This is a genomic window from Pseudomonas sp. TE21435 (genome assembly GCF_056279265.1).
Genome location: NZ_JBWBQZ010000001.1, coordinates 1988449 through 2010938 on the forward strand (window position 1 = coordinate 1988449; position 22490 = coordinate 2010938).

The 22490-nt window shown below is 65.9% G+C and carries 25 protein-coding genes; 11 read left to right on the forward strand and 14 right to left on the reverse strand.

Annotation, left to right across the window (positions count from 1 at the left end):
- The first annotated feature begins 15 nt into the window (after positions 1-15).
- From ACZ9C1_RS08835 to ACZ9C1_RS08845, 3 genes are all read left to right on the forward strand, one after another.
- On the forward strand, positions 16-1236 hold the full coding sequence (locus tag ACZ9C1_RS08835; RefSeq protein WP_102684094.1) for a putative DNA modification/repair radical SAM protein: 1221 nt from the start codon (positions 16-18) through the stop codon (positions 1234-1236).
- The gene (locus ACZ9C1_RS08840) at positions 1233-2075 is read left to right on the forward strand and encodes a TIGR03915 family putative DNA repair protein (RefSeq protein WP_277504875.1); all 843 of its coding nucleotides are present in this window, start codon (positions 1233-1235) and stop codon (positions 2073-2075) included. Before ACZ9C1_RS08835 ends, ACZ9C1_RS08840 begins: the two co-directional genes overlap by 4 nt.
- A gap of 150 nt (positions 2076-2225) precedes the next feature.
- Positions 2226-4394, forward strand: coding sequence for a TonB-dependent siderophore receptor (locus tag ACZ9C1_RS08845; protein WP_139670051.1), 2169 nt, complete (start codon positions 2226-2228; stop codon positions 4392-4394).
- Between the two features lie 115 nt (positions 4395-4509).
- Here the strand turns inward: ACZ9C1_RS08845 and ACZ9C1_RS08850 are convergent, their stop codons facing one another.
- The 5 genes from ACZ9C1_RS08850 to ACZ9C1_RS08870 are packed head-to-tail and all read right to left on the reverse strand — an operon-like array spanning position 4510 to position 8948.
- Entirely contained in the window at positions 4510-5265 is a 756-nt protein-coding gene (locus tag ACZ9C1_RS08850) for an ABC transporter permease (protein ID WP_102684091.1), read from the reverse strand.
- Positions 5265-6470, reverse strand: a complete 1206-nt coding sequence (locus ACZ9C1_RS08855; protein WP_102684090.1) for an ABC transporter substrate-binding protein — start codon at positions 6468-6470, stop codon at positions 5265-5267. Before ACZ9C1_RS08855 ends, ACZ9C1_RS08850 begins: the two co-directional genes overlap by 1 nt.
- The gene (locus tag ACZ9C1_RS08860) at positions 6457-7278 is read right to left on the reverse strand and encodes an ABC transporter ATP-binding protein (RefSeq protein ID WP_139670049.1); all 822 of its coding nucleotides are present in this window, start codon (positions 7276-7278) and stop codon (positions 6457-6459) included. Before ACZ9C1_RS08860 ends, ACZ9C1_RS08855 begins: the two co-directional genes overlap by 14 nt.
- Positions 7275-8339 carry an acyl-CoA dehydrogenase family protein gene (locus ACZ9C1_RS08865; protein WP_277504878.1) on the reverse strand — a complete coding sequence of 355 codons (1065 nt, stop codon included), beginning with the start codon at positions 8337-8339 and terminating at the stop codon, positions 7275-7277. Before ACZ9C1_RS08865 ends, ACZ9C1_RS08860 begins: the two co-directional genes overlap by 4 nt.
- Positions 8340-8387: 48 nt before the next feature.
- Positions 8388-8948, reverse strand: a complete 561-nt coding sequence (locus tag ACZ9C1_RS08870) for a carboxymuconolactone decarboxylase family protein (protein ID WP_277504880.1) — start codon at positions 8946-8948, stop codon at positions 8388-8390.
- Positions 8949-9051: 103 nt separating this feature from the next.
- Here ACZ9C1_RS08870 and ACZ9C1_RS08875 point away from each other — a divergent pair, with 103 nt between their 5' ends.
- Positions 9052-9966, forward strand: a complete 915-nt coding sequence (locus ACZ9C1_RS08875; RefSeq protein WP_457377798.1) for an AraC family transcriptional regulator — start codon at positions 9052-9054, stop codon at positions 9964-9966.
- 7 nt (positions 9967-9973) lie between these two features.
- Here ACZ9C1_RS08875 and ACZ9C1_RS08880 read toward each other — a convergent pair whose 3' ends face one another.
- The 4 genes from ACZ9C1_RS08880 to ACZ9C1_RS08895 all read right to left on the reverse strand — a co-directional run bounded on the left by ACZ9C1_RS08880 (position 9974) and on the right by ACZ9C1_RS08895 (position 12393).
- A complete protein-coding gene (locus tag ACZ9C1_RS08880) occupies positions 9974-10852 on the reverse strand; it encodes a DMT family transporter (RefSeq protein ID WP_139670043.1) in 879 nt (292 codons plus the stop codon).
- Positions 10853-11052: 200 nt separating this feature from the next.
- Positions 11053-11553, reverse strand: coding sequence for a GNAT family N-acetyltransferase (locus tag ACZ9C1_RS08885; protein WP_457377797.1), 501 nt, complete (start codon positions 11551-11553; stop codon positions 11053-11055).
- A gap of 117 nt (positions 11554-11670) precedes the next feature.
- Entirely contained in the window at positions 11671-12090 is a 420-nt protein-coding gene (locus ACZ9C1_RS08890; RefSeq protein ID WP_102684083.1) for a RidA family protein, read from the reverse strand.
- A 90-nt stretch (positions 12091-12180) separates the two neighbouring features.
- Positions 12181-12393 (reverse strand): PLDc N-terminal domain-containing protein, encoded by a 213-nt coding sequence (locus tag ACZ9C1_RS08895; RefSeq protein WP_031315336.1) that lies wholly within the window; start codon positions 12391-12393, stop codon positions 12181-12183.
- Between the two features lie 127 nt (positions 12394-12520).
- On the opposite strand from ACZ9C1_RS08895, the gene ACZ9C1_RS08900 reads away from it, so the two are divergent.
- Complete coding sequence (locus tag ACZ9C1_RS08900) at positions 12521-13270, forward strand: SIR2 family NAD-dependent protein deacylase (protein ID WP_476253890.1); 750 nt, start codon at positions 12521-12523, stop codon at positions 13268-13270.
- 18 nt (positions 13271-13288) lie between these two features.
- On the opposite strand, the gene ACZ9C1_RS08905 is transcribed toward ACZ9C1_RS08900, so the two are convergent.
- Both ACZ9C1_RS08905 and ACZ9C1_RS08910 read right to left on the reverse strand, forming a co-directional pair.
- Positions 13289-13756 (reverse strand): FAD/FMN-containing dehydrogenase, encoded by a 468-nt coding sequence (locus ACZ9C1_RS08905; protein WP_457377795.1) that lies wholly within the window; start codon positions 13754-13756, stop codon positions 13289-13291.
- A gap of 61 nt (positions 13757-13817) precedes the next feature.
- Entirely contained in the window at positions 13818-14432 is a 615-nt protein-coding gene (locus ACZ9C1_RS08910) for a LysE family translocator (protein ID WP_457377794.1), read from the reverse strand.
- 110 nt (positions 14433-14542) lie between these two features.
- On the opposite strand from ACZ9C1_RS08910, the gene ACZ9C1_RS08915 reads away from it, so the two are divergent.
- The gene (locus tag ACZ9C1_RS08915) at positions 14543-14995 is read left to right on the forward strand and encodes an Lrp/AsnC family transcriptional regulator (protein ID WP_110700780.1); all 453 of its coding nucleotides are present in this window, start codon (positions 14543-14545) and stop codon (positions 14993-14995) included.
- 25 nt (positions 14996-15020) lie between these two features.
- Here ACZ9C1_RS08915 and ACZ9C1_RS08920 read toward each other — a convergent pair whose 3' ends face one another.
- Positions 15021-15371 (reverse strand): hypothetical protein, encoded by a 351-nt coding sequence (locus ACZ9C1_RS08920; protein WP_046855051.1) that lies wholly within the window; start codon positions 15369-15371, stop codon positions 15021-15023.
- Positions 15372-15708: 337 nt separating this feature from the next.
- On the opposite strand from ACZ9C1_RS08920, the gene ACZ9C1_RS08925 reads away from it, so the two are divergent.
- The 3 genes from ACZ9C1_RS08925 to ACZ9C1_RS08935 all read left to right on the forward strand — a co-directional run bounded on the left by ACZ9C1_RS08925 (position 15709) and on the right by ACZ9C1_RS08935 (position 17808).
- Entirely contained in the window at positions 15709-15888 is a 180-nt protein-coding gene (locus ACZ9C1_RS08925; protein ID WP_110700782.1) for a hypothetical protein, read from the forward strand.
- A 72-nt stretch (positions 15889-15960) separates the two neighbouring features.
- Entirely contained in the window at positions 15961-16341 is a 381-nt protein-coding gene (locus tag ACZ9C1_RS08930; RefSeq protein WP_110700784.1) for a glycine zipper domain-containing protein, read from the forward strand.
- Between the two features lie 216 nt (positions 16342-16557).
- Entirely contained in the window at positions 16558-17808 is a 1251-nt protein-coding gene (locus ACZ9C1_RS08935; protein ID WP_277504891.1) for a 2-aminoadipate transaminase, read from the forward strand.
- A 3-nt stretch (positions 17809-17811) separates the two neighbouring features.
- Here the strand turns inward: ACZ9C1_RS08935 and ACZ9C1_RS08940 are convergent, their stop codons facing one another.
- The gene (locus tag ACZ9C1_RS08940) at positions 17812-18114 is read right to left on the reverse strand and encodes a hypothetical protein (protein ID WP_046855047.1); all 303 of its coding nucleotides are present in this window, start codon (positions 18112-18114) and stop codon (positions 17812-17814) included.
- 158 nt (positions 18115-18272) lie between these two features.
- Here ACZ9C1_RS08940 and ACZ9C1_RS08945 point away from each other — a divergent pair, with 158 nt between their 5' ends.
- Both ACZ9C1_RS08945 and fusA read left to right on the forward strand, forming a co-directional pair.
- Positions 18273-18701, forward strand: a complete 429-nt coding sequence (locus tag ACZ9C1_RS08945; protein WP_277504894.1) for a hypothetical protein — start codon at positions 18273-18275, stop codon at positions 18699-18701.
- A 67-nt stretch (positions 18702-18768) separates the two neighbouring features.
- Positions 18769-20880, forward strand: a complete 2112-nt coding sequence (gene fusA / locus ACZ9C1_RS08950) for an elongation factor G (RefSeq protein ID WP_277504895.1) — start codon at positions 18769-18771, stop codon at positions 20878-20880.
- A 130-nt stretch (positions 20881-21010) separates the two neighbouring features.
- On the opposite strand, the gene ACZ9C1_RS08955 is transcribed toward fusA, so the two are convergent.
- Positions 21011-22453 carry a SulP family inorganic anion transporter gene (locus ACZ9C1_RS08955; RefSeq protein ID WP_277504896.1) on the reverse strand — a complete coding sequence of 481 codons (1443 nt, stop codon included), beginning with the start codon at positions 22451-22453 and terminating at the stop codon, positions 21011-21013.
- Positions 22454-22490: the final 37 nt, after the last annotated feature.

Genomic DNA, 22490 nt, shown 5'->3' on the forward strand with positions numbered 1-22490 from the left:
TCAGTGGACCACCCCATGCAACTCATCGCCAAACTCGGCATCCTCGCCGACGCAGCCAAGTACGACGCGTCCTGCGCCAGCAGCGGCGCGCCCAAGCGCAGCTCGCGCGGCCGCGACGGCCTCGGCGCCACCGATGGCATGGGCATCTGCCACAGCTACACCCCCGATGGCCGCTGCGTGTCGCTGCTCAAGGTGCTGCTGACCAACTTCTGCCTGTACGACTGCCAGTACTGCGTCAACCGCCGCTCCAGCAACGTGCCCCGGGCACGCTTCAGCCCCGAGGAGGTGGTGCGCCTGACCCTGGATTTCTACCGGCGCAACTGCATCAGCGGCCTGTTCCTCAGCTCAGGCATCATCCGCTCGGCCGACTACACCATGGAGCAACTGATCCGGGTGGCGCGCCTGCTGCGCGAAGAGCATGCCTTTCGCGGCTACATCCACCTCAAAACCATCCCCGACGCCGACCCGCTGCTGATCGAGGAGGCCGGGCGCCTGGCCGATCGGCTGAGCGTGAACATCGAACTGCCCACCGACGCCAGCCTTCAGCGCCTGGCCCCGGAAAAGCGCGCCAGCACCATCCGCCAGGCCATGGGCGTGATCCACCACGGCCAGCAGGCCGTCGCCGGCGAACCACGGGCACCACGCTTCACCCCCGCCGGGCAGAGCACTCAGGTCATCGTCGGCGCCGACGCCACCGACGACAGCACCTTGCTGCGCAACGCCGAGTCGCTGTACCAGGGCTATGGCCTCAAACGGGTCTATTACTCCGCCTTCAGCCCGATCCCCGACAGCCCCTCCAGCGTGCCCCTGGCCGCACCGCCGCTGCTGCGCGAACACCGCCTGTACCAGGCCGACTTCCTCCTGCGCGGTTACGGCTACAAGGCCGGCGAACTGCTGGGCGAGACCGGCAACCTGGCCCTGGACATCGACCCCAAGCTGGCCTGGGCGCTGGCCAACCGCGAGGTCTTCCCGCTCGACGTCAACCGCGCCGAGCCGGCGTTGCTGGCGCGCATCCCCGGTATCGGCCTGCGCAGCGTGCAGCGCCTGGTCGCCCTGCGCCGGGAGCGGCGCATCCGCTACGACGACCTGATCCAGTTGCGCTGCGTGCTGGAGAAGGCCCGCCCGTTCATCGTCACCAGTGACTACCGCCCGGCCCAGGCCGAGCTGCGCAGCGGCCTGCTTCGGGCCCGCCTGCGTGAACCTCAGGCGCCCGTGCAGATGGGGCTGTGGGGATGATCGCGCTGGAGTGCGGCGATGACTTCGCCACCTGGCGCGACCAGGCCCGCCAACTGCTCGGCCACGGCATCGACCCGGCCACGGTGACCTGGGGCCAGACCTGGATGGATGACTTGCTGGCCGTGCCCACGCCCCTGCCCGCAGGTCCCGGCCCGTTCCACGCCCGCGTGCCAGCGGCGCTGCTGGCCCAGCTGGAACAGGCCGGGCGCTACCGCGGCGAGCAGCGCTGGAACCTGTTGTACGAGGTGCTCTGGCGCGTCGCCCATGGCGATCGCACCGCGATGCTGGCCGGCGACCGCCTGGGCAGCGAGTTGCAACGGCGCATCCGCCAGGTCGGACGCGAGGCTCACCATCTGCATGCCTTCGTGCGCTTCGTGCCACTGCCCGAGACGCTGGCCGAGCAGCTGCAACTGGACCTGGTGGCCTACCACGAACCCGCGCATGACATCCTCGACAGCGCCAGCGGGCATTTCGCCGAACGCCTGGGCCGCCAGCGCTGGCTGATCGCCACGCCCCACGACGGCATCCGCTACGACGGCGCGCAACTGGACTACCGTCGCCAATGCCCGGAAGACTGGCGGCAATGGGCGCGCAACGCCGACGACCCCGGGGCCGAACTGTGGCTGGCCTACTACCGGCACACCTTCAACCCTGCCCGGCTCAACCCCGGCGCTCTACGCCAGCATCTGCCCGGACGCTTCTGGCGTCATCTGCCCGAGGGGCCGCTGATCCCCGAGCTGGTGGGCCAGGCACGGCACGGCAAGCAACGCGATGGCCAAGCGCTGGAAATAGGTCGACAACAAGGTAAACGGATTGGCCCAGGTAGCGCGGACCGGTAGCCACGAAAGCCGGAGAAACAATCCATTCGAATAGAAAATTGTGAAAATTTCATCATTTCCAATGCATCCACCCTGTTCTTGACCGGGCAATCCCGACATACTTATTGCTAATCGTTCTCATAAGCACTAGTAATAAGGATAAAGCTCGGCATGTCATCGCTTCCCTTGACCCACCGTTTCGCGCCAACCCGCAACCTGCTGGCCATGGCCATCTGCATGGCGACCGTCACGCCCGCACTGGCAGCCGAACAGGCACCTGCCGTGATCGAGCTGGGCGCCACGGCTATTGACGACAGCAGCCTGGGCAGCACCACCGAGGGATCGAAGTCGTACACCACCGGTGCCATGTCCACCGCCACCAAGTTGCCGCTGACCATGCGCGAAACGCCCCAGGCGGTAACGGTGATCACCCGCCAGCGCATGGACGACCAGGGCATGACCAGCATCAACGACGTGGCCAGGTACACCCCGGGCCTGTTCCTCAACCAGTCCAACGGCCCAGGCCGGCAGACCTACAAGGCCCGTGGCTTCGACGTCGACAACATCATGTACGACGGCATCCCCAGCGCCTACACCGGCTGGGTGGTCGGTGCGCAGCCGAACCTGGCGATGTTCGACCGGGTGGAAGTGGTACGCGGCGCCACCGGCCTGGTCACCGGTTCCGGCACGCCCTCGGCGGCGATCAACCTGGTGCGCAAGCGCCCGCTGGCGGAGCAGAAAGTCACCCTCACCGGCGCCGCCGGCAGTTGGGACAACTACCGCGGCGAACTGGACGCCTCCAGCCCGCTCAACGACAGCGGCACCCTGCGCGGCCGCGTGGTGGCCTCGTACCAGGACGCCAACGGCTTCCGTGACGGCCAGCAGGAGGACCACGGGCTGTTCTACGCGATCACCGAGGCCGACCTGAGCGAAGACACCACCCTCACCCTCGGCCTCTCCCACCAGAAGGACAAGACCAACGTGTTCTGGGGCGCGATCCCCACCGCCCTCGACGGTCATCACCTGGACCTGCCACGCTCCTACAACCCGGCCACCGACTGGGAGGTAAAGGACCAGGAGATCAATACCCTGTTCGCCGAGGTGCGCCAGCGCCTGGCCAATGACTGGAAGCTGCAGGTCAACGCCACCTACAGTGAGCAGAACGCGCTGTTCCGCGGCTCCTACCAGTCGCGCTGGGACCTGGCCAAGCCGCTGAGCCGAACGGTCTACCAGTCGGCCCACGACGAGAACCAACTGGGCCTGGACACCTTCGCCAGCGGCCCGTTCGAGGCATTCGGGCGCACCCACGAACTGGTGGTCGGCGCCAGCAAGCGCATCTACGACATGAGCGAGCGCAACTACAGCCCCTACGACATGGACTACCCCATCGACGGCGGCAAGCCCGACTTCCTGCACACCAGCAGCAGCCGCTACCTGATCAACCAGGAAGGCGTGTACACCACCACTCGCCTGAGCCTGGCCGACCCGCTCAAGCTGATCCTCGGTGGGCGCCTGGACTGGTACGACTACGACAAGCGCGGCAGCAACGATGGCGACTACAAAGTGACCCGCAACGTCACCCGCTATGCCGGCCTGATCTACGAGCTGGACCAACACCACTCGGTCTACGCCAGCTATACCGATATCTTCCAGCCACAGGACAGCCAGGACAGCAGCGGCACGCCGGTACGGCCGATCGAAGGCAAGAACTACGAGGTAGGCATCAAGGGTGAATACTTCGATGGCGCGCTCAATGCCAGCCTTGCCGTGTTCCGCATCGACCAGGAGAACCGCGCGGTCGAGGTGGACGACAAGAGCGTCTGCCGAGCGGGCCAGTTCACCTGCTACGAAGCCTCCGGTGAGGTGCGCAGCCAGGGTATCGACTTCGAGGTGCAAGGCGCGCTGACCGAGCAATGGCAGATCGGTGCCGGCTACACCTACGCCCGCGTGCACACCATCAAGGACGCCAAGAACCCCGCCAACGTCAACAAGCCGCTGTCCTCCGACACCCCCGAGCACCAGCTCAAGCTGTTCACCACCTACCGCTTCCAGGGCCCGCTGGAAAAACTGCGCGTCGGTGGCGGCGTCACCTGGCAGAGCCGCATGTACAACGACTTCAGCGTGGCCGATGGCGGCCGCTACCGCCTTGAGCAAGGTGCCTACGCGGTGACCGACCTGATGGCCGGCTACGCTGTCAACCAGCACCTGGACCTGCAGCTCAATGCCAACAACGTGTTCGACAGGAAGTACTACTCGTCGATTTCCAGCTCGGTGAACTACGGGGGCGACACCTTTGGCGATCCGCGCAACCTGATGCTGACCGCCAAGTACAGCTTCTGACCAGCTCAGGCGCAGGGATGCGCTTGATACCAAGATTGAACGCGAACTTTGTGGGCGCTGCGCTACGCCGCCCCCATAGATCCGCGCCAGGATTCGCTATACGCGCCTTCTTTGTTCAGGCATGCACCCAACGTCGATGCAGCGCCCGCGCCAAGGCATCGAGCATGAACCCCAGTGCGCCGATCAGCAGCACCATCGCCATCAGCTCCGAATAGGCCAGGCGGTCGCGGGTGTCGAGGATGAAATAGCCAAGCCCGGCACTCACCCCGAGCATTTCGCACGGCACCAGCACGATCCACAGGATGCCGATGGCCAGGCGCACGCCGGTCAGCACATGGCCGATCACCCCGGGGATGATCACCTTGCACAACGTCTCCCAGCGCGTGGCGCTGAGGCTGCGGCTCAACTGCAGCCAGCGCGGGTCGAGCTGGCGCACCCCGGCGGCGGTGTTGAGCAGGATCGGCCACAGCGCGGCGAAGGCCAGCAGGAAGTAGATCGGCTGGTCGCCCACGCCCATCAGCATCACCACCACCGGCATCCACGACAGCGGCGAGATCATGCGCAGGAACTGGAATGCCGGCGTGGTCGCCGCCTCCAGGTGGCGATAGCTGCCCACCAGCAGGCCCAACGGCACACCAATCAGCAGCGCCAGCAGCAGGCCAATGAGGATACGCTCGAGGCTCACCCAGATATGCCCGTAGACCTCACCCTGCCCCAGCAGCTCGATCAGGCTTTGCAACGTGGCCTGGGGCGCGAAGCGCGCCGACAGGCCATCGGCGGCACCGAACAGGCGCACCCCCGCCCACCACAGCAACAGCAGCGCCGCCAGGCCCGCCAGGCCCAGGGCGCCATGCACGAAATGCCTGCGCATCAGACCGCGAACTCCTCGCTACGCTGGAAATTCTCGGCAATGCCGAACGCCGCCGGGCCACCCACCGCGGCGATGGCGTTGCGCACGAAGCGATCGTCCACCAGGTCGCGGGCAGTCTGGGCCGGATCGAGAGCGGCAAGGAAATCGCTCTCGCCGACGATCAGGGTGTTCTTCAGGCGCTTGACCAACTCCTCGGTGTAGCTGGGGAACGGATAAGGCTGGAAGTCGATGCGCTTCTCGTCCCACTGTTGGTGCTGGATCGCGCCACTGGCGATGTAGCCGGCACGGTCATCGGCCGATGGCGCCAGCACCTTGGTCAGCACCGCCGGTTCGTGCGGGGTGTACTTGTTGGGGCCGGCCTTGGACAGCAACGCCGCGGCCTCGGCACGGTGCTCGCGGGTCCAGTGCTGGGCCTTGACGATGGCGTTGACCACCTTCTGCGACCACTCCGGGCGATTGTTCAGATCATGCTCGTGCATGAACACCACGCAGCAGGCGTGGTTGCGCCAGACGTCCCCGGTGAAGCGCTGCACGCGGCCGACCTTGAGGTTCTCGGCCAGGGCGTTGAACGGTTCGGCGACGATATAGCCGGCGATGCGCTTGCTGGCCAGGGCCGGCGGCATGTCCGAAGGCGGCAGCACCAGCAGGTTGACTTCGTTGTCCGCCAGCTGCGCGGTGGCGGGCTTGGACACAGGCTTCAGGCCGTTGTCGGTGAGCATCTGCTGCAGCACCACGTTGTGGATCGAGTACCAGAACGGAATGGCCACGGTCTTGCCGCCGAGCTGCTTCATATCGGTGATGTCCGGGGCCACGGTCAGGCCCGAGCCGCCGACGTGGTTCCAGGCCACGACCTTGGCTGGCACCTTGCTGCCGTAGCGCGCCCACACGGTCATCGGCGACAGCAGGTGGATGACGTTGACCTGCCCGGAGATGAACGCCTCGATCACCTGTGCCCAGCTGCGCAGCAACACCGGGCGCTCGGCCTTGATGCCCTCGGCCTCGAACAGGCCGTTGTTGTGCGCCACCAGCAGTGGCGTGGCATCGGTGATCGGCAGGTAGCCGATGCGCACCGGCGCGTCCGGCTCGGCGGCGGCGCGGGCCTGCAGGCTCGACAGCAACGGCACGGCGCCGGCGGCGGTGAGCATGGCGCTCAACTTGAGAAAATCGCGACGGGACGTGGTGGAACAGCAGTCATCCATGCACATGGACAGCCTCCGAGGGCAAGGGGGATGGGGTGGGTTCGGCTGTGCGGCTTGCCCGCCGAAGGGTTTTGAGGATTTCGATACGCAGTGCGCCCAGCTCCTCGACCCGCTGCGCCCGCGGCTGCGGCAGGTCGATGTGCCACTGACCGAGGGTGCGCGCCGGGTGGTTGCCCAGTAGCAGCACGCGGTCGGACAACAGCAGGGCTTCGTCGATGTCGTGGGTGATCAGCACGGCGGCGGTGTTGTGGGTGGCGATCAGTTGCAGCAGCAGTTGCTGCATGTCGGCGCGGGTCACCTCGTCCAGCGCGCCGAACGGCTCGTCCAGCAACAGCACCTCGGGTTGGCGCGCCAGGCAGCGGGCCAGCGCGGTGCGCTGGGCCATGCCGCCGGACAGTTGCGCCGGGTACTGCCCACGGGCATGGGCCAGGCCCACCGCGTCGATGGCGTGGTCGATCCGTGCACGCCGCTCGGCCGCCGCCAGCTTAGGCTGGCGGGCGAAGTCGAGGCCGAAGGCGACGTTCTTTTCCAGGCTCAGCCAGGGCAGCAGGCTTGGGTCCTGGAACGCCACCGCAAGGCGCGGGTGCGGGCCCTGCAGTGGCTCGCCGCGCAGGTGCACGCTACCGCCACGGGGCTGTTGCAGCCCGGCCAGTACGCGCAACAGGCTGGACTTGCCGACCCCGCTTGGGCCAAGGATGGTTACCACCTCGCCGGGCGCCAGCGCCAGGTCGAACTGCTCCAGCACCGCCTGCCAGCCATCGTCGCGCGGGTAGCCCAGGCTGATCTCACAGGCTTCGAGCAGCACTTCGGTCATGCGCTGGCCGCCTGGCGTTGCAGTTCGGCGCGCAGCTGCACCAGGCTCGGGGTGACGATCGGCACGAACGCCGACTCGCGCCAACGCCGGGCGAAGCCTTCACCATAGGCCGTCAGGTAGGCCTTGCCACCGCTGGCCTGAAGCTCCAGCTGCACGGCATCGGCGGCGCATTCGGCGAGGGTGATGCGCAACTTGAACAAGGCGGCCGGTTGGCCCTGGAAGCGCCCGTCGAGCAGCCCCTGCTTGAGCTCGCCGACAGTATTCTCCAGGCGTTCCTTGAGCACCTGGCGGGCCTCTTCGAGGAACGAGCCACGGCCTTGCAGGTGTTCCTGCACTTCATCCAGCGCGCGCCGGGCCAGGCCCATGGCCATGCCGCACTGCAGCGCCAGGAACGCCGGGCGTACCTTGGGCAGGAACTCGCGGGCGTTGTCATGCAGCAGCCAGTCGCGGGCCAGTGGCACCTGGTGGAACGCCAGCGCCGCGGTGTTGCTCGACTGCAGGCCCATCAGTTGCAGATCGTCGGAACGCTCCAGGCCCGGCGCGTTGGAGGGTATGGCGACCACGAACGGCGCGCCGCCGGCGTCATCCTCAATAGCCGCCGCCACCACGAAACCGCGCTTGCGCAGGTTGGTCACCCAATGCAGCCGGCCTTCGAGGTTCCAGCCATCGGCCGCAAGGCGGCCACGCACCTGCAAGGCCTCGATGCCAGAGAGGAACTTCATGGCATTGGACAGGCCGGTGGCCCCGGCAAGTTCGCCCTTGAGCAGGTCGGGCATCAGCCGTTTGCACAGCTCCCGGTTGGGGCTTTGCAGCAGGTATTCGATGAAGGCGCGCTGGCCCCAGCAGACGAAGGCCGCGGCCAGCGACCGGCTGGCGATGGCGGCGATGGCCTCGACCGCCTCGCTGACGTCGCCGCCCGTGCCACCCAGGGCCGGGTCGACGCCGACGCGCAGCAACTGCGACTCGGCGATCTGCGCCAGCACCAGGTGCGGATCGCACTGGCCCTGGTCAATGGCCTCGGCATTGGCATCCAGCCATTGTCGAAATGCATGGTCAAGCATGTCCCTAACTCCTTTTGAAACGCCGGGCGCGCCGGCATCAGGCCTCGGTCAGGCCGAAGGCTGCCAGCGGTATTTGCCGAGCTCGTCGTTGAGCGGCGTCTGGGCGAACACATTAGCAAAGTTGCACAGGGTTGCGAGGCTGATACCGAGAATCACTTCCAGCGCGTTGCCTTCGCTGAAACCGGCTTCACGGAAGACCTGGTAGGTGGCGTCGCTGACGTTGCCACGGGTGGCGATCACTTCACGGGCGAACGCGGCCAGGGTCTCGTAGCGGGCGTCGGGCAGTTCGCCGCGGGCACGCAGGGCATCGACCACTTCCTGAGGCAGCTTGGCCTTGTTCAGGGCCACCGCGGTGTGGCCGGCGACACAGAAGTCGCAACCGTGCTGGGTGGCGGCGATCAGCTGCACCACTTCGCGCTCGGCCAGGGTCAGCTCGGACTTGCCGTTGAGCGCCGAAACGGTGACGTAGGTTTCCAGCGCCGCCGGGGCGTTGGCCAGGATGCCCAGCAGGTTGGGGATGAAGCCGGAGTTCTTCTGCGCGTTCTCGAGGAACGGGCGGGCGGCTTCCGGAGCGGTCTGCAGGCTGTGTAGAGTGATGCGCGCGGACATTGGAGTGGTCTCCTTTGATGTAGGTCGCTACAGTCTGTTGGTTATAAGAAGTAGCATCCATATTCATCAGTCGTCTTTCCTTGCTCCAGAGTCCTTGCATTAGATGATTTCTTCCAGCCCCCTCGTCGATTGGTTATTAGAGAGCCTGGAGCTCGATGCCAGCCTGTTCCATGTGGGCCGCTACTGCGGCGGCTGGCACGCCAGCACCCAAGGCCTGGGCCGGGCCAGCTTCCACCTGGTGGTGCAGGGCCATTGCTGGCTGCACATCGACGGCCAGGCGCAGCCGCTGCGCCTGGAAAGCGGCGACGCGGTGTTCCTCTTGCGTGACCTGGCCTATCGGTTGTCCGGCGACGAGGATGCCGCCAACGCCTGTGCCCAGCCGCGCCGGAGCATGCGGGCGCTGGACATGGAAGCCGGGGACGGCGTGGGGCTGGTATGCGGTTTCTTCCACTTTCAGTCGGGGTTGTCGTCATTGATCGTCGACGGGCTGGCGGACTGGATCCTGCTGCGCGCCAGCGATCCGGCCGGCAGCGCGGCGCGGGCGCTGTTCGGGCTGATCCTCGAGGAGTGCCGCCGCCCGCAACCCTCGCAGGCGCTGCTGGAGCGCCTGACCCACCTGCTGTTTCTCTACGTGCTGCGCCAGCAGGTGCATGACGGCCAGGCACTGGGAGGGCTGGTCGCCCTCGCCCGCCAGCCGGCCTTCGCCGGGTTGCTGGAGCGCTTGATCGAGGCGCCAGGCCAGGCCTGGACGCTAGAGGCCATGGCGGCCTGCGCGGGGCTGTCGCGCTCGGCGTTCTTCAAGCGCTTCAACGAACTGGCTGGGCAATCCCCCGGGCAAGTGCTGCTGGCGCTGCGCATGCGCCATGCCTGCCAGTTGCTCAAGGCTGGCAATACCGTCGAGCAGGTAGGCGCGCAGGCGGGGTATCAGTCGGTGGCGGCATTCACCCGGGCGTTCGCCAAGGCCATCGGGGTGCAGCCGGGGGCATACCGCAAACAGCACGAAGGACGCGCGGGTTAAGGGCCGTTCAACGCCGCCGCTGCATCCAGGCTGCCCCCAGCCCGCTGAGGCAGATCACCGCGATGCCCACCAGGCTCGTACCGTCCGGCACCTGCCCGAACACCACCAGGCCCAGCAACCCGGCGAACACGATCTGGCAATAGCTGAACGGCGCCAGCAACGCCGGCGCAGCGTGGCGGAACGCCTGGGTCAGCAGCAGGTGGGCGGTCATCCCGCAACCGCCCAGCGCCAGCATCAGCGGTATATGCGGCCACTGCGGCGTCTGCCAGAAGAACGGCACCAGCGCTGTCATGATCAGGGTGTTACATAAGCCCGCGTAGAAGTTGCTGGTGGTCGGGCTGTCATGGGCCGCCAGCTTGCGCGTCAGCAACTGGTAGAAGCAAAAGCCCAGGGCCGAACCGAAGGGGAACAGGATTGCCGGGGTGAACATCGCCCCGCCCGGGTGCACCACCACCAGCACGCCGACGAAGCCCATGACCACCGCCAGCCACTGCCCCGCGCTCACCCGCTCCCCGAGCAGCGGCACCGACAATGCGGTGACCAGCACCGGAGCGAGGAAGTTGACCGAGGTCGCCTCCGCCAGCGGCAGGTATTGCAGCCCGGCGGTAAACAGCAGGCTGGTGCTGAGCAGGCTCAGCGCACGCAAGGTCTGCAACAACGGTCGGCGGGTGCGCAGTACCGCCAGGCCGGCCTTGGGCAGGAAGATCCCGGCCATCAGCAAGGTGTGCACCAGGTAACGGACCCACACCACCATGATGATCGGATAGATCCCGCCGAGGAATTTCGACAAAGCGTCGTGGCTGGCGAACAGGAAGGTGGCCACGACCACCAGGGCGATACCGCGCAGTGGCTGGTTGACTCCGGACAACGGTGTACTGGAACTCATGGGGCTCTCGGGCGATTGCCCCGGCATGACGCCCAGGCATGGGCGGATTCTAGAAGAGAAGCCACAGGGTGGACAAAGCATTGTGGTCCAATCAGTACATTCCGTTCGCTGATCGGCCACTTTCGCACATGTCCGTCAACGCCAGCGATCTTCGCTGGCAGCGAGAGCACAAAGCATGCTGGCGCTCGACCCGCAGTCCTTCAGTGCAATCGCGGGGTCACCAGGAAATTGCGCAGCGACGGCTCGTCATCCAGGGCAATCTCCTGCACTGGCCGTGGCAGGTCGGCCAGTACCGCCTGACAGAACGCCAGGGCCGGGGCATCCTCGCCGTAGCACCGCACCAACCAGTCGCCTTGACCCTCGCACAGCGTGCGCCGCGCTACCGCCAGGCCCACGCCCTGGCGGCGATATTTCTTGAGCACGAACAGGTCGGCCAGCTCCCAGGCGTCGATGCCGGGCAGTTCACTGCGCTCGATGAGCAGGAAGCCGGCGATGAAACCGTCCACCAGTATCAGGCTGGCGCTCCAGCCCGGGGTTTGCCAGTAGCGGGTGAAGTGTGGCTCATGGAGGTAGAAGCGCCCATCCGCCTCGACATCTTCCTGCTCCCAGCCAGAAGACTCGTAGGCGTAGAACTGGTAGAGGTTGCGCACCAGGTCGGCATGCTCGGGGCCGGTCTGGAGCAGGTCGACGGGGAGGGTCATGGTACAGGCTCGATGAATGCGGGAGCGCGAGTCTACCTGGGCGCTCAGGTGTTTGCAGCGGGGCGGCGTCGCATCCATCCTCGCGGCGCGTCGCCACGACGATGGATACGGGTTCTGTCACCCCTGCGGCAAGGCCGCCACCGCGTCCACTTCCACCAGCATGCCGTCCAGCGCCAGGCGCGGGACCGGGATCAAGGTGCAGGTCGGGGTCATCCTGCCGCCCCAGGCACGCTCGGCCTCAGCCACCCACTGGCGCAGCCGCGCCTCGGAATGGTCGACCACCAGCAGGGTGAGCTTGCACACGTGCTCAAGCGTTGCCCCACGGGAAGCCAGGGCGATCTTCAGGTTCACCAGGGCCTGGCGCGCCTGCTCGTCGAAACGTGCCGACAACTTGCCCTGCAGGTCCTCGCCGCCCTGGCCGGCGATATACAGCAGGCGGCTGCCGGCGCGTACCTCGGCGACGTGGGAATAGGCATTGCCGCTGGGGTCGTAGAGGCCTTCGGGGTTGCTCAGGGCAAAGGCGGCTGGCTGGGTCATGTTAGCGCTCCATCGATGGAAAGAGCGGCCGAGTATCAAACCTCAGGTTAAGTCGAGGTCAAGCCCCGCCTGCCACACCTTGATCGGCGCCTATTTTTCCTGCAACACCGCCCTGCCCTTCACCGCGCGCGGCCCACGCCAGGCCCAGAACAACAAGCCCGGAAACGGTGCATAAACGACGAACACCACCCACAGCATCTTGCGCTCGGCGCGCCGATCACTGCCGATGATGTGCCAGATGGCCCAGATTTCCAGGAGGATGACGACGAGCGCGACAACGAACCAGATTGTTCCGATTTCCATGAGTCTTCTCCTATTGGCTGTACTGGCTTGGGTTGCCACGCGCGCCGAGGGTTCACTCGGATCTTGTCCGGCCCGCGACCCACTGGCACAGTGACCGACCGCCCTGCACCGCACCATGGGAGCCCTCATGCCATTCGATCCGACGCTGCTTGCCCAGGCCCGCCACGTGGTTGTGTTCACCGGTGCCGGGGTGTCCGCGGAAAGTGGCATAGCCACGTTTCGCGACAAGCTGACCGGCCTGTGGGCGCGCTTCGATCCGGCGCAGCTGGCCAGCGCCGAGGGCTTTCGCGCCGACCCGGCGCTGGTCTGGGGCTGGTACCAGATGCGCCGCGCCGGGATCGCCAAGGCCGCTCCCAACGCGGGTCACCTGGCCATCGCCGCGCTGGCCGCGCAGGTGCCGAAGCTGACCCTGGTAACGCAGAACGTCGACGACCTGCACGAACGCGCCGGCAGCCGCGCCGTGCTGCACCTGCATGGGCGGCTGGATGCCTTTCGCTGCCTGGACTGCGCGCGCCCGGCGGATGAGCCCGTGGCACTGCCCGAGGAGGCCGCTCACGGCTGCCGTATGGAACCACCGCGCTGCGCTTGCTGCGCCGGGCCTCTGCGCCCCGGTGTGGTGTGGTTTGGCGAGATGTTGCCCGAGGCTGTACTGGAGCAGGCATTCGCCGCCGCGCAGCAGTGCGATGTACTGCTGTCGGTAGGCACCTCAGGCCTGGTACAGCCGGCGGCCTCGATACCTCGCATGGCACTGGCGGCGGGGGCAACGGTGGTGCATGTCAATCCGCAGCCCGTGCCCTGCGAGCACCCGCGGGCGTTCATGTTGCCCGGCAAGGCGGGTGAGGTGCTGCCGCAACTGCTGCGCCAGGCCTTCGTCTGAGCTACCGGGCAGGCCGGTTCAGCGGCCAGCCTGGTCCAACGCAGCCTTCAAGGCATCGGCATCGGCGTAGCTGTTGCGCGCTGCCACCACGCCGTTATCCAGCGCCAGCCACAGCACCTTGCCTTCGTCCCCGGCATAGCGGCTGGCGACCCGGCCTTCGCGGTCGAGCAGCACGCGGTAGCTGTAGTCACGCATGGCCGGGATGGCGAACAGCTTGCTGATCAGCGCCGGCATGCGCTGGATATCCGCGACGAACACCGCATGCCGCGCCTCCAGGTAGCCTTTGGGCTGTTCGGCCAGGGCCGCGTTGACCAGCTTGGCACCGTCCATGTCGCGGGCGACCAGCAGGACCCGGGTATCGGCCCCCAGGCTGTAGGGCTGGTCGTACTGATCGAGCAATGTCCAGGGCGCGAGGGTGTCGCCGGGTTGCGCGGCGTGGGCCACGAGCGCCAGCAGGCTGAGCAGAAGTACGGCGGCGTATTTCATGAGGGTCAGGTCCGAATCGTGAGGGCCGTCAGCATAGCCCAACCCGCCGTCCTTGACAGGCTCAACGCAACTGCCCGGCTATCAGCCCCACGGCAATCAGGATCATCACCCCGCCGGACAACCGTCCCACGGCCTGCGCCGCGGCAGGCCGGGTGCGCAACACGGCCTTGGCACCATAACCGACCATCAGGTAGATCACCAGCGAACTGCTCAGGTGCACCAACCCCAGCAGCAGGATCTGCAAGGGCAGCGGCCAGCTCGACTGCGGGTCGGTGAACTGCGGCAGCAACGCCAGGAACAGCAGGAACACCTTGGGGTTGAGGCCGCTGACGCACAGGCCCTTGAATGCCCAGCGCGACCCCGAGTCCTGCCCACCTCCGGCGCCGGCCTCGGGCACGGCCGGGCTCAGCAGCAGGTTGCCGCCCAGCCACAACAGGTACATGCAACCTGCAAGGGTCAGCAAGCTCAGCGCCAGCGGGTGCCCGGCAATCAGGCTGCCGACGCCGGCGGCCACCACCAGGGTGACGAGTAGATGGCCGGACAGCATGCCCGCCACCGCCGGCACTACCCAGCGCCCGCGCATGCCGGCCGAGATGGCGTAGGCCCAGTCGGCGCCGGGGGTGATCACGAACAGCAGGGAAACGGCCCAGAACGCCGTCAGTACATTCATGGCCATTTCGAGCCTTCCTTACACAGGTTTCGGTGAAAGAAAGACTACGGATATCGCCCAGGGATTTTCTTTCGTATATTCCCCGTACCAAGCCAAGTAATGGAATAATCTTCCCCATGGATCGAACAGATCGAAAGATCCTTGCCGAGCTACAAAAAGACGGGCGCCTGTCCGTGACCGAACTGGCCGACCGCGTCGGCTTGAGCCTGTCGCCCTGCCACCGGCGCCTCAAGGCGCTGGAGGACTCAGGCGCCATCCTCGGTTATCACGCCCGGCTGGCCCCGGCGGCCTTGGGTTTGAACTTCGCCGCGCTGGTGTTCGTGACCCTGCGCGAGGTGACCCGCCAGCCGGTGGCGGACTTCGAGGCGGCGCTGGGGGAGATCCCGCAGATCGTCGAGGCCCAGCGCCTGTTCGGCGACCCCGACTACCTGCTGCACGTGGTGGCCAGGGACCTGCCGGCCTTCCAGAAGCTGTATGACGAACAGCTGACCAGCATTCCCAATGTGAAGCGCCTGAGTTCGACGCTAGTGATGAAGGAGGTGATTCAGGACCGGCTGCTGCCGATGTGATATCGGGCCACTGACCGGGCGCGGCCTACAGGCAGGTCGCGGCTGCCGCCCGCCGGCGCAGGGCCATGCCGTCGTTCTTCTGCGCGTAGTAGTCCACCCGCGTCCCGCCGGCCTGGGCGTAAACGTCGACGAACGACTCGGCTTCGCGGGTGTAAACCGTGAATCCACCTTGCTTGCGAGCCTCCAGGTAGCCGCTGGCGTCGACCCCGAAGGTGTTCTCTTCCTGCCAGCTGAACTGGATGCACTGTGCCACCAGATCCGGCGTCTTGTGCGAATCCAGCTGCGCGGTGGGTGCGCCGCCGCGCGCCGCTTCCATGGTCGACGATGCACAGCCCGCCAGCAGCAGCGCCACGGTGATCGGCAGAATTGCTCGCATGTTCCATCCTCGGGACAAAAAAGAAGGTGACTCTAGCACTGCCGGGGCACAAGTGTGGTGTTTCACAAATAACGACCATAACTCGCGGCGCTTTTTGCGCTCATGCGGCGTTGTCGCTCCTCGCCGTAGCTGGGCTACGACTCGTCGCGACGCCTTGCCTGAGCGCAAAAATCCCTCGCGAGTTATTGGTCGTATTTGCAAAACACCACACTAGGTGAATCGCCGCTGCCGTTCATCGCCGCCGCGATAAAATCTTGCGCGCCCAAGAACCAAATCGATCGCCTTCGGTCTCAGGAGGTACCGCGTAAACCGTTGCGGATCAAGGACCTATATCGTGATGACACGCCTTGCAAGCCTTTCCATGGTCGCCACCTTGCTGCTGCTCGGCGGCTGCTACAGCAACCATTACCACGATGATGACGATGGCTGGCGCGATCGTGACCGCGGCCACCGTCACCACCATCGTCATGACCGTGACGATGACGATCGCCAGTACCGTGACCGCTACTACCGCTGAAGCGTCCTTGCAACCCTGACTTGCCGCGACCGTGCGGCAATCCCCCCTGATGACTCCCCTGAGGTTCATAACATGCGTCTGACTCTGCCTTCCCTCGCCCTCGGCCTGCTGCTCTGCCAGGGCGCTTTCGCCGGTGACGGCACCGCGGCCATCGGCGGCGGCCTGGGTGGCGCCCTGGGCAACGTCGTGGGCAAACAGATCGGCGGCAGCACCGGTGCGGCCATCGGCGCCGGTCTCGGTGGCGCGGCCGGCAGCGCGGTCGGCGCGCGCAAGGGCAACCGTACCGAAGCGGCCATCGGTGGCGGCCTGGGCTCGGCGGGCGGTTCGCTGATTGGCGGCAAGCTCGGCGGCTCCAACGGATCGACCATTGGCGCAGGTCTGGGCGGCGCGGCCGGTGGCGCCATCGGCAACCACATGGGCGACAGCAACCGCAAGCACAAGCGTCGCCACTGACCCCAACGGTCGAAGGCTCGAGGCGAAACAGCAAAAGGCGGCTGCCCCTTAAGGCACAGCCGCCTTTTATCTTGGCGCGATTCCAGCAAGCGGGCGGCGTAGGCAGGCCCCGCATAATTTCATGACTCAAAGGAATGACAGCAATCCAATAAATCGTTTGCGGATACCCCCGGCACACTTCGATATTCACGCCATCGAATCACAGGCGCCGCGCACATGAATCAGCCAAGCATCAGCCAGTCCATTGCCATCGTTCACCCGATCACGCTTTCCCATGGTCGCAATGCCGAAGTCTGGGATATCACCGGCAAGCGCTACATCGACTTCGTCGGCGGCATCGGCGTGCTCAACCTGGGCCACTGCAATCCCGCGGTAGTCGAAGCGATCCAGCAGCAGGCCACGCGCCTGACCCACTACGCCTTCAACGCCGCGCCCCACGGCCCCTACCTGGAGCTGATGGAGCGCCTGCGTGAATTCGTCCCGGTCAGCTACCCGTTGGCCGGCATGCTCACCAACAGCGGCGCGGAAGCGGCGGAAAACGCGTTGAAGGTCGCCCGCGGCGCCACCGGCAAGCGCGCTGTCGTCGCCTTCGACGGCGGCTTCCATGGCCGCACCCTGGCCACCCTCAACCTCAATGGCAAGGTAGCCCCATACAAGCAACGCGTGGGGGAACTGCCAGGCCCGGTCTATCACCTGCCCTACCCCAGCCCGGACACCGGAGTGAGCTGCGAACAGGCGCTCAAGGCCATGGAACGCCTGTTCAGCGTGGAGTTGGCGGTGGAGGACGTGGCGGCGTTCATCTTCGAGCCGGTGCAGGGTGAAGGTGGTTTCCTCGCCCTCGATCCGAGCTTTGCCCAGGCCTTGCGCCGCTTCTGCGACAGCCACGGGATACTGATCATCGTCGACGAGATCCAGTCCGGTTTCGGCCGCACCGGGCAACGTTTCGCCTTCCCCCGACTGGGTATCGAGCCGGACCTGCTGCTGCTGGCCAAGAGCATCGCCGGTGGCATGCCCCTGGGCGCGGTGGTCGGCCGCCGGGAGATCGTGGACTCGCTGCCCAAGGGCGGCCTGGGCGGCACCTACTCGGGCAATCCGATCGCCTGTGCGGCGGCCTTGGCGAGCCTTGCGCAGATGACCGACGCCAACCTCGCCACCTGGGGCGAACGCCAGGAACAGGCCATCGTCGCACGCCATGCACGCTGGAAAGCCGCAGGATTGTCCAGTTCGCTCGGCCGCCTGACCGGCGTCGGCGCCATGCGCGGGCTGGAGTTCGTCAACGGCGATGGCAGCCCGGCACCGGCGCAACTGGCCAAGGTGCTGGAGGCGGCGCGTGCCAAGGGGTTGCTGCTGATGCCCAGTGGCAAGGCGCGGCATATCATCCGCCTGTTGGCGCCGCTGACCATCGAGGCCGAGGTGCTCGAGGAAGGGCTGGATATCCTCGAGCAGTGCCTGGCTGAACTGGGGTAAGGCTTACAGGCCCAGCTCTTCGGGGGTGGGCATGTCGCATTCGAAGGCGATCCAGCCGCCTTCGAGTTCGGCATGACCGTTGACGATCAGGCCGTAGTAAGTAAGGCCATTCTCCAGCGTGACGCAGATGTGCGTGGCGCCTTTTTCCGGTGCCGCGAGCGTACCGACAAAATGCACCTTCTTCAGCACTTCGGTTACCGCCTCGAGGCCCACGCGCATGTTGCTGTTTTCCGAAGCCTCGGTGTCGCCCCCACGGTCTTCGGCGCTGACGGTCACGGTGGCGATGTAGGGGTACTTGCTGCTCAAGCGGGGTTACCTCGGGGTAGGGTGCGAAAATTGGCGCTAGGGTACGGCAGACGGTGGTTGTTGTCTCTAGCGGCCTCATGGATGGTACGGCATGGCCTCCCCCGCCCCGATCTGTTAGGGTGCCCGCCGATGCACGCCACACCACGCGAGGATACCGAGTGAGCGCAGAACTTCCCCTGATCGCCGACCTGTTCGAGGTCGACAAACGCCTGACCCTCAAGCCCGTCGTGGACTTCAATGCCTACCTGCGCAACGCTTTCGGCGACGGCCCCTGCCGCTGCCACCGCTGCGTCGAGGGCAATGGTGACGAGAGCACCTATAGCCACCGCCACAGCTTCGAACTGGAAGGCCGCACCTTGCACCGACGCTTCGCCAGCACCGCCGGCAGCGACGTGTTGATGGTGCTGAAAAAGGCGTGGCTGTCCTACACCAAGGCCGAACTGATCACCGTCGGCGCGCTCGACATGACCACCCTCAAGGCCTTCACCGACGCAGCCCTGCACGAACGCCTGCTGGCCCTGTTGCCGGCCAGCGGCCTGGCGCGTGAAGCCGAGGGCCAATGGCAGCTGCAGGTGCTCGCCGACTGACGGTCGCCCCGGCAGGATTCTCCCGCTCTGCTACCTTGGGAGAATCCTCACCCGCAGGTGACCCGCCATGGCCCGCACGACTCCCATCGAGCTGTACCGCAATATCGGCATTGTCGCTCACGTGGATGCCGGCAAGACCACCACCACCGAACGGATCCTGTTCTACACCGGGGTCAACCACAAGATGGGCGAGGTGCACGACGGCGCCGCGACCATGGACTGGATGGCTCAGGAGCAGGAGCGTGGCATCACCATCACCTCGGCGGCCACCACGGCCTTCTGGCAGGGCTCGACCAAGCAGTTCAAGCACAAGTACCGCTTCAATATCATCGACACCCCAGGCCACGTCGACTTCACCATCGAGGTGGAGCGCTCGCTGCGCGTGCTCGATGGCGCGGTGGTGGTGTTCAGCGGCGCCGATGGGGTCGAGCCGCAGTCCGAGACCGTGTGGCGCCAGGCCAACAAGTACCATGTGCCGCGCCTGGCCTACATCAACAAGATGGACCGCCAGGGCGCGGACTTCCTGCGTGTGGTGAAACAGATCGACCAGCGCCTGGGCCACCACCCGGTGCCGATCCAGCTGGCCATCGGCAGCGAGGAGAACTTCATCGGCCAGATCGACCTGGTGAAGATGAAAGCCATCTACTGGAACGATGCCGACCAGGGCACCAGCTACCGCGAGGAAGCGATCCCCGCTGAACTGAAGGCCCTGGCCGACGAGTGGCGTGCCCATATGCTGGAAGCGGCGGCGGATGCCAGCGAAGCACTGACCCTGAAGTACCTTGAAGGTGAGGAATTCACCACCGAGGAAATCAAGGCCGCCCTGCGCCAACGCACCATCGCCAACGAAATCGTCCCGACCATCCTCGGCTCGTCATTCAAGAACAAGGGCGTGCCGCTGATGCTCGACGCGGTGATCGACTACCTGCCCGCCCCGTCCGAAATCCCGGCGATCAAGGGCACTGACCCGGACGATGAAGACAAGCACCTGGAACGCCACGCCGACGACAAGGAGCCGTTCTCGGCCCTGGCCTTCAAGATCGCCACCGACCCGTTCGTCGGCACCCTGACCTTCGCCCGGGTGTATTCCGGCGTGCTCAGCTCGGGCAATGCGGTGCTCAACTCGGTCAAGGGCAAGAAGGAGCGCATCGGCCGCATGGTGCAGATGCACGCCAACCAGCGCGCCGAGATCAAGGACGTGTGCGCCGGCGATATCGCCGCACTGATCGGCATGAAGGACGTGACCACAGGCGACACCCTGTGCGACATGGACAAGCCGATCATCCTCGAGCGCATGGATTTCCCCGACCCGGTGATCTCGGTGGCGGTGGAGCCGAAGACCAAGGGCGACCAGGAGAAAATGGGCATCGCCCTGGGCAAGCTGGCCCAGGAGGACCCGTCGTTCCGGGTCAAGACCGACGAGGAAACCGGCCAGACCATCATTTCCGGCATGGGCGAGTTGCATCTGGACATCATCGTCGACCGCATGCGCCGCGAGTTCAACGTCGAAGCCAATATCGGCAAGCCGCAGGTGGCCTACCGCGAGAAGATCCGCAACACCTGCGAAATCGAAGGGCGTTTCGTGCGCCAATCAGGCGGACGCGGCCAGTATGGCCATTGCTGGATCCGCTTCGCCCCCGGCGACGAAGGCAAGGAAGGGCTGGAGTTCGTCAACGAGATTGTCGGCGGCGTGGTCCCGCGCGAATACATCCCGGCGATCCAGAAAGGCATCGAGGAGCAGATGAAGAACGGCGTGCTCGCCGGCTACCCGCTGATCAACCTCAAGGCGGCGGTGTTCGACGGCTCGTACCACGACGTCGATTCCAACGAGATGGCCTACAAGATTGCCGCCTCCATGGCCACCAAGCAGCTGTCGCAGAAAGGCGGCGCGGTGCTGCTGGAGCCGGTGATGAAGGTCGAGGTGGTGACGCCCGAGGAGTACCAGGGCGATATCCTCGGCGACCTGAGCCGGCGCCGGGGCATGATCCAGGATGGCGACGAAACCCCGGCCGGCAAAGTGATCCGTGCCGAGGTGCCTTTGGGCGAGATGTTCGGCTACGCCACCTCGATGCGCTCGATGACCCAGGGCCGGGCGAGTTTCTCGATGGAGTTCACCCGCTACGCCGAGGCGCCGGCGAGTATTGCCGACACCATCGTCAAGAAAAACCGCGGGGAGTAAGCCTTTCTCCTATAACGGCCCTATCGCCGGCAAGCCGGCTCCCACAGGTACTGCACAGTTCTTGAGTGCAGTGACAATCCTGTGGGAGCCGGCTTGCCGGCGATAGGGCCGGTGCAGGCAACCATTGCCTTCAATGCTGCTCCCCTGCCCGCTTCAACAGCTTCTTGCAGCGCTCGGAAAGATGCACCACCCGCAACTGCTTGCCCGCCTTGGCATAGCGCTCGCGCAGGGTCTTGAGCGCCGCGATCGCCGAATAATCGACAAAGCTCAGGTGCTGGCAATCCAGCGTCACCTTGGCCGGGTCGTTGGCCGGGTCGAACTGGTTGAGGAACGGCGTGGTCGAGGCGAAGAACAACGTGCCGTGCACCTGGTAATGCTTGCTCCCCTCGGCGTCCTCATGACTGTCGGCATACAGCTCGCGCGCGTGCTGCCAGGCAAAATTGATGGCCGCGATGACGATACCGAACAGCACCGCCGTGGCCAGGTCGGTGAACACCGTGACCACGGTCACGGCGATGATCGCCAGCACATCGCTCACCGGCACCTTGTGCAGCACCCGCAGCGATGCCCAGGCGAAGGTCTGCTGGGCCACCACGAACATCACCCCGACCAGCGCCGCCAGCGGAATACGCTCGATCAACGGCGACAGGAACAGCACGAACAGCAGGATCATCACCCCCGCCACCACGCCCGACAGTCGGCCACGGCCATTGGAGCTGAGGTTGATCACGGTCTGGCCGATCATCGCGCAGCCGCCCATGCCGCCGCACAGGCCCGAGACCATGTTGGCCGCGCCCAAGGCCACGCACTCGCGGTCCGGGTAACCGCGACTCTCGGTGACCTCGTCGGTGAGGTTGAGGGTCAGCAGGGTTTCCAGCAGGCCGACCATGGCCATCAGCACCGCGTAGGGCGCGATGATCTTCAAGGTCTCAAGGTTCCAGGGGATGTCCGGCAGCGCCAGTCTCGGCAGGCCGCCGGCGATGTGCGCCATATCGCCGAGGGTGCGGGTTGGAAGGCCAAGCAGATAGACCAGCAGGCCGACGCCGAGGATCGCCACCAGCGCTGGCGGCACGGCGCGGGTCAGTCTGGGAAGCACGTAGACCACCAGCATGGTCAACGCCACCAGGCCGATCATCAGGTACAGCGGCGCGCCGCTGAGCCAGTGCTCGCCTTCCTTGAAGTGCTCCAGCTGGGCCAGGGCGATGACGATAGCCAGGCCGTTGACGAAGCCGAGCATCACCGGGTACGGCACCAGGCGCACCAGCTTGCCCAGGCGCAGGGCGCCGAACAGGATCATCACCAGCCCGCCCAGCAGCACCGTGGCCAGCAGGTACTGGACGCCGTGCTGCACCACCAGGGCGACGATGACCACCGCCATCGAACCGGCGGCGCCGGAGATCATCCCCGGGCGGCCGCCGAACAGCGCGGTCAGGGTGCAGATGATGAAGGCGCCGTACAGACCCATCAGCGGGTTGAGGTGGGCCACCAGGGCGAAAGCGATGCACTCCGGTACCAGGGCGAACGAAGTGGTGAGGCCGGCGAGCAGGTCGGCGCGTAGGCGTGCGGGTTTCATGGAGATCCTGTAAACAACCCCGGCATTACGCTGCGTG

What these genes read in the sequence shown, in the direction of transcription:
- ACZ9C1_RS08850 (WP_102684091.1), bottom strand. Translation starts at nt 5,265, where the DNA reads ATGCGCAGGCATTTCGTGCATGGCGCCCTGGGCCTGGCGGGCCTGGCG.
- ACZ9C1_RS08905 (WP_457377795.1), bottom strand. Translation starts at nt 13,756, where the DNA reads ATGAAATACGCCGCCGTACTTCTGCTCAGCCTGCTGGCGCTCGTGGCC.
- ACZ9C1_RS08875 (WP_457377798.1), top strand. Translation starts at nt 9,052, where the DNA reads ATGATTTCTTCCAGCCCCCTCGTCGATTGGTTATTAGAGAGCCTGGAG.
- fusA (WP_277504895.1), top strand. Translation starts at nt 18,769, where the DNA reads ATGGCCCGCACGACTCCCATCGAGCTGTACCGCAATATCGGCATTGTC.
- ACZ9C1_RS08920 (WP_046855051.1), bottom strand. Translation starts at nt 15,371, where the DNA reads ATGCGAGCAATTCTGCCGATCACCGTGGCGCTGCTGCTGGCGGGCTGT.
- ACZ9C1_RS08955 (WP_277504896.1), bottom strand. Translation starts at nt 22,453, where the DNA reads ATGAAACCCGCACGCCTACGCGCCGACCTGCTCGCCGGCCTCACCACT.
- ACZ9C1_RS08890 (WP_102684083.1), bottom strand. Translation starts at nt 12,090, where the DNA reads ATGACCCAGCCAGCCGCCTTTGCCCTGAGCAACCCCGAAGGCCTCTAC.
- ACZ9C1_RS08925 (WP_110700782.1), top strand. Translation starts at nt 15,709, where the DNA reads ATGACACGCCTTGCAAGCCTTTCCATGGTCGCCACCTTGCTGCTGCTC.
- ACZ9C1_RS08935 (WP_277504891.1), top strand. Translation starts at nt 16,558, where the DNA reads ATGAATCAGCCAAGCATCAGCCAGTCCATTGCCATCGTTCACCCGATC.
- ACZ9C1_RS08930 (WP_110700784.1), top strand. Translation starts at nt 15,961, where the DNA reads ATGCGTCTGACTCTGCCTTCCCTCGCCCTCGGCCTGCTGCTCTGCCAG.
- ACZ9C1_RS08870 (WP_277504880.1), bottom strand. Translation starts at nt 8,948, where the DNA reads ATGTCCGCGCGCATCACTCTACACAGCCTGCAGACCGCTCCGGAAGCC.
- ACZ9C1_RS08840 (WP_277504875.1), top strand. Translation starts at nt 1,233, where the DNA reads ATGATCGCGCTGGAGTGCGGCGATGACTTCGCCACCTGGCGCGACCAG.
- ACZ9C1_RS08855 (WP_102684090.1), bottom strand. Translation starts at nt 6,470, where the DNA reads ATGTGCATGGATGACTGCTGTTCCACCACGTCCCGTCGCGATTTTCTC.
- ACZ9C1_RS08845 (WP_139670051.1), top strand. Translation starts at nt 2,226, where the DNA reads ATGTCATCGCTTCCCTTGACCCACCGTTTCGCGCCAACCCGCAACCTG.
- ACZ9C1_RS08900 (WP_476253890.1), top strand. Translation starts at nt 12,521, where the DNA reads ATGCCATTCGATCCGACGCTGCTTGCCCAGGCCCGCCACGTGGTTGTG.
- ACZ9C1_RS08915 (WP_110700780.1), top strand. Translation starts at nt 14,543, where the DNA reads ATGGATCGAACAGATCGAAAGATCCTTGCCGAGCTACAAAAAGACGGG.
- ACZ9C1_RS08895 (WP_031315336.1), bottom strand. Translation starts at nt 12,393, where the DNA reads ATGGAAATCGGAACAATCTGGTTCGTTGTCGCGCTCGTCGTCATCCTC.
- ACZ9C1_RS08835 (WP_102684094.1), top strand. Translation starts at nt 16, where the DNA reads ATGCAACTCATCGCCAAACTCGGCATCCTCGCCGACGCAGCCAAGTAC.
- ACZ9C1_RS08880 (WP_139670043.1), bottom strand. Translation starts at nt 10,852, where the DNA reads ATGAGTTCCAGTACACCGTTGTCCGGAGTCAACCAGCCACTGCGCGGT.
- ACZ9C1_RS08860 (WP_139670049.1), bottom strand. Translation starts at nt 7,278, where the DNA reads ATGACCGAAGTGCTGCTCGAAGCCTGTGAGATCAGCCTGGGCTACCCG.
- ACZ9C1_RS08865 (WP_277504878.1), bottom strand. Translation starts at nt 8,339, where the DNA reads ATGCTTGACCATGCATTTCGACAATGGCTGGATGCCAATGCCGAGGCC.
- ACZ9C1_RS08885 (WP_457377797.1), bottom strand. Translation starts at nt 11,553, where the DNA reads ATGACCCTCCCCGTCGACCTGCTCCAGACCGGCCCCGAGCATGCCGAC.
- ACZ9C1_RS08910 (WP_457377794.1), bottom strand. Translation starts at nt 14,432, where the DNA reads ATGGCCATGAATGTACTGACGGCGTTCTGGGCCGTTTCCCTGCTGTTC.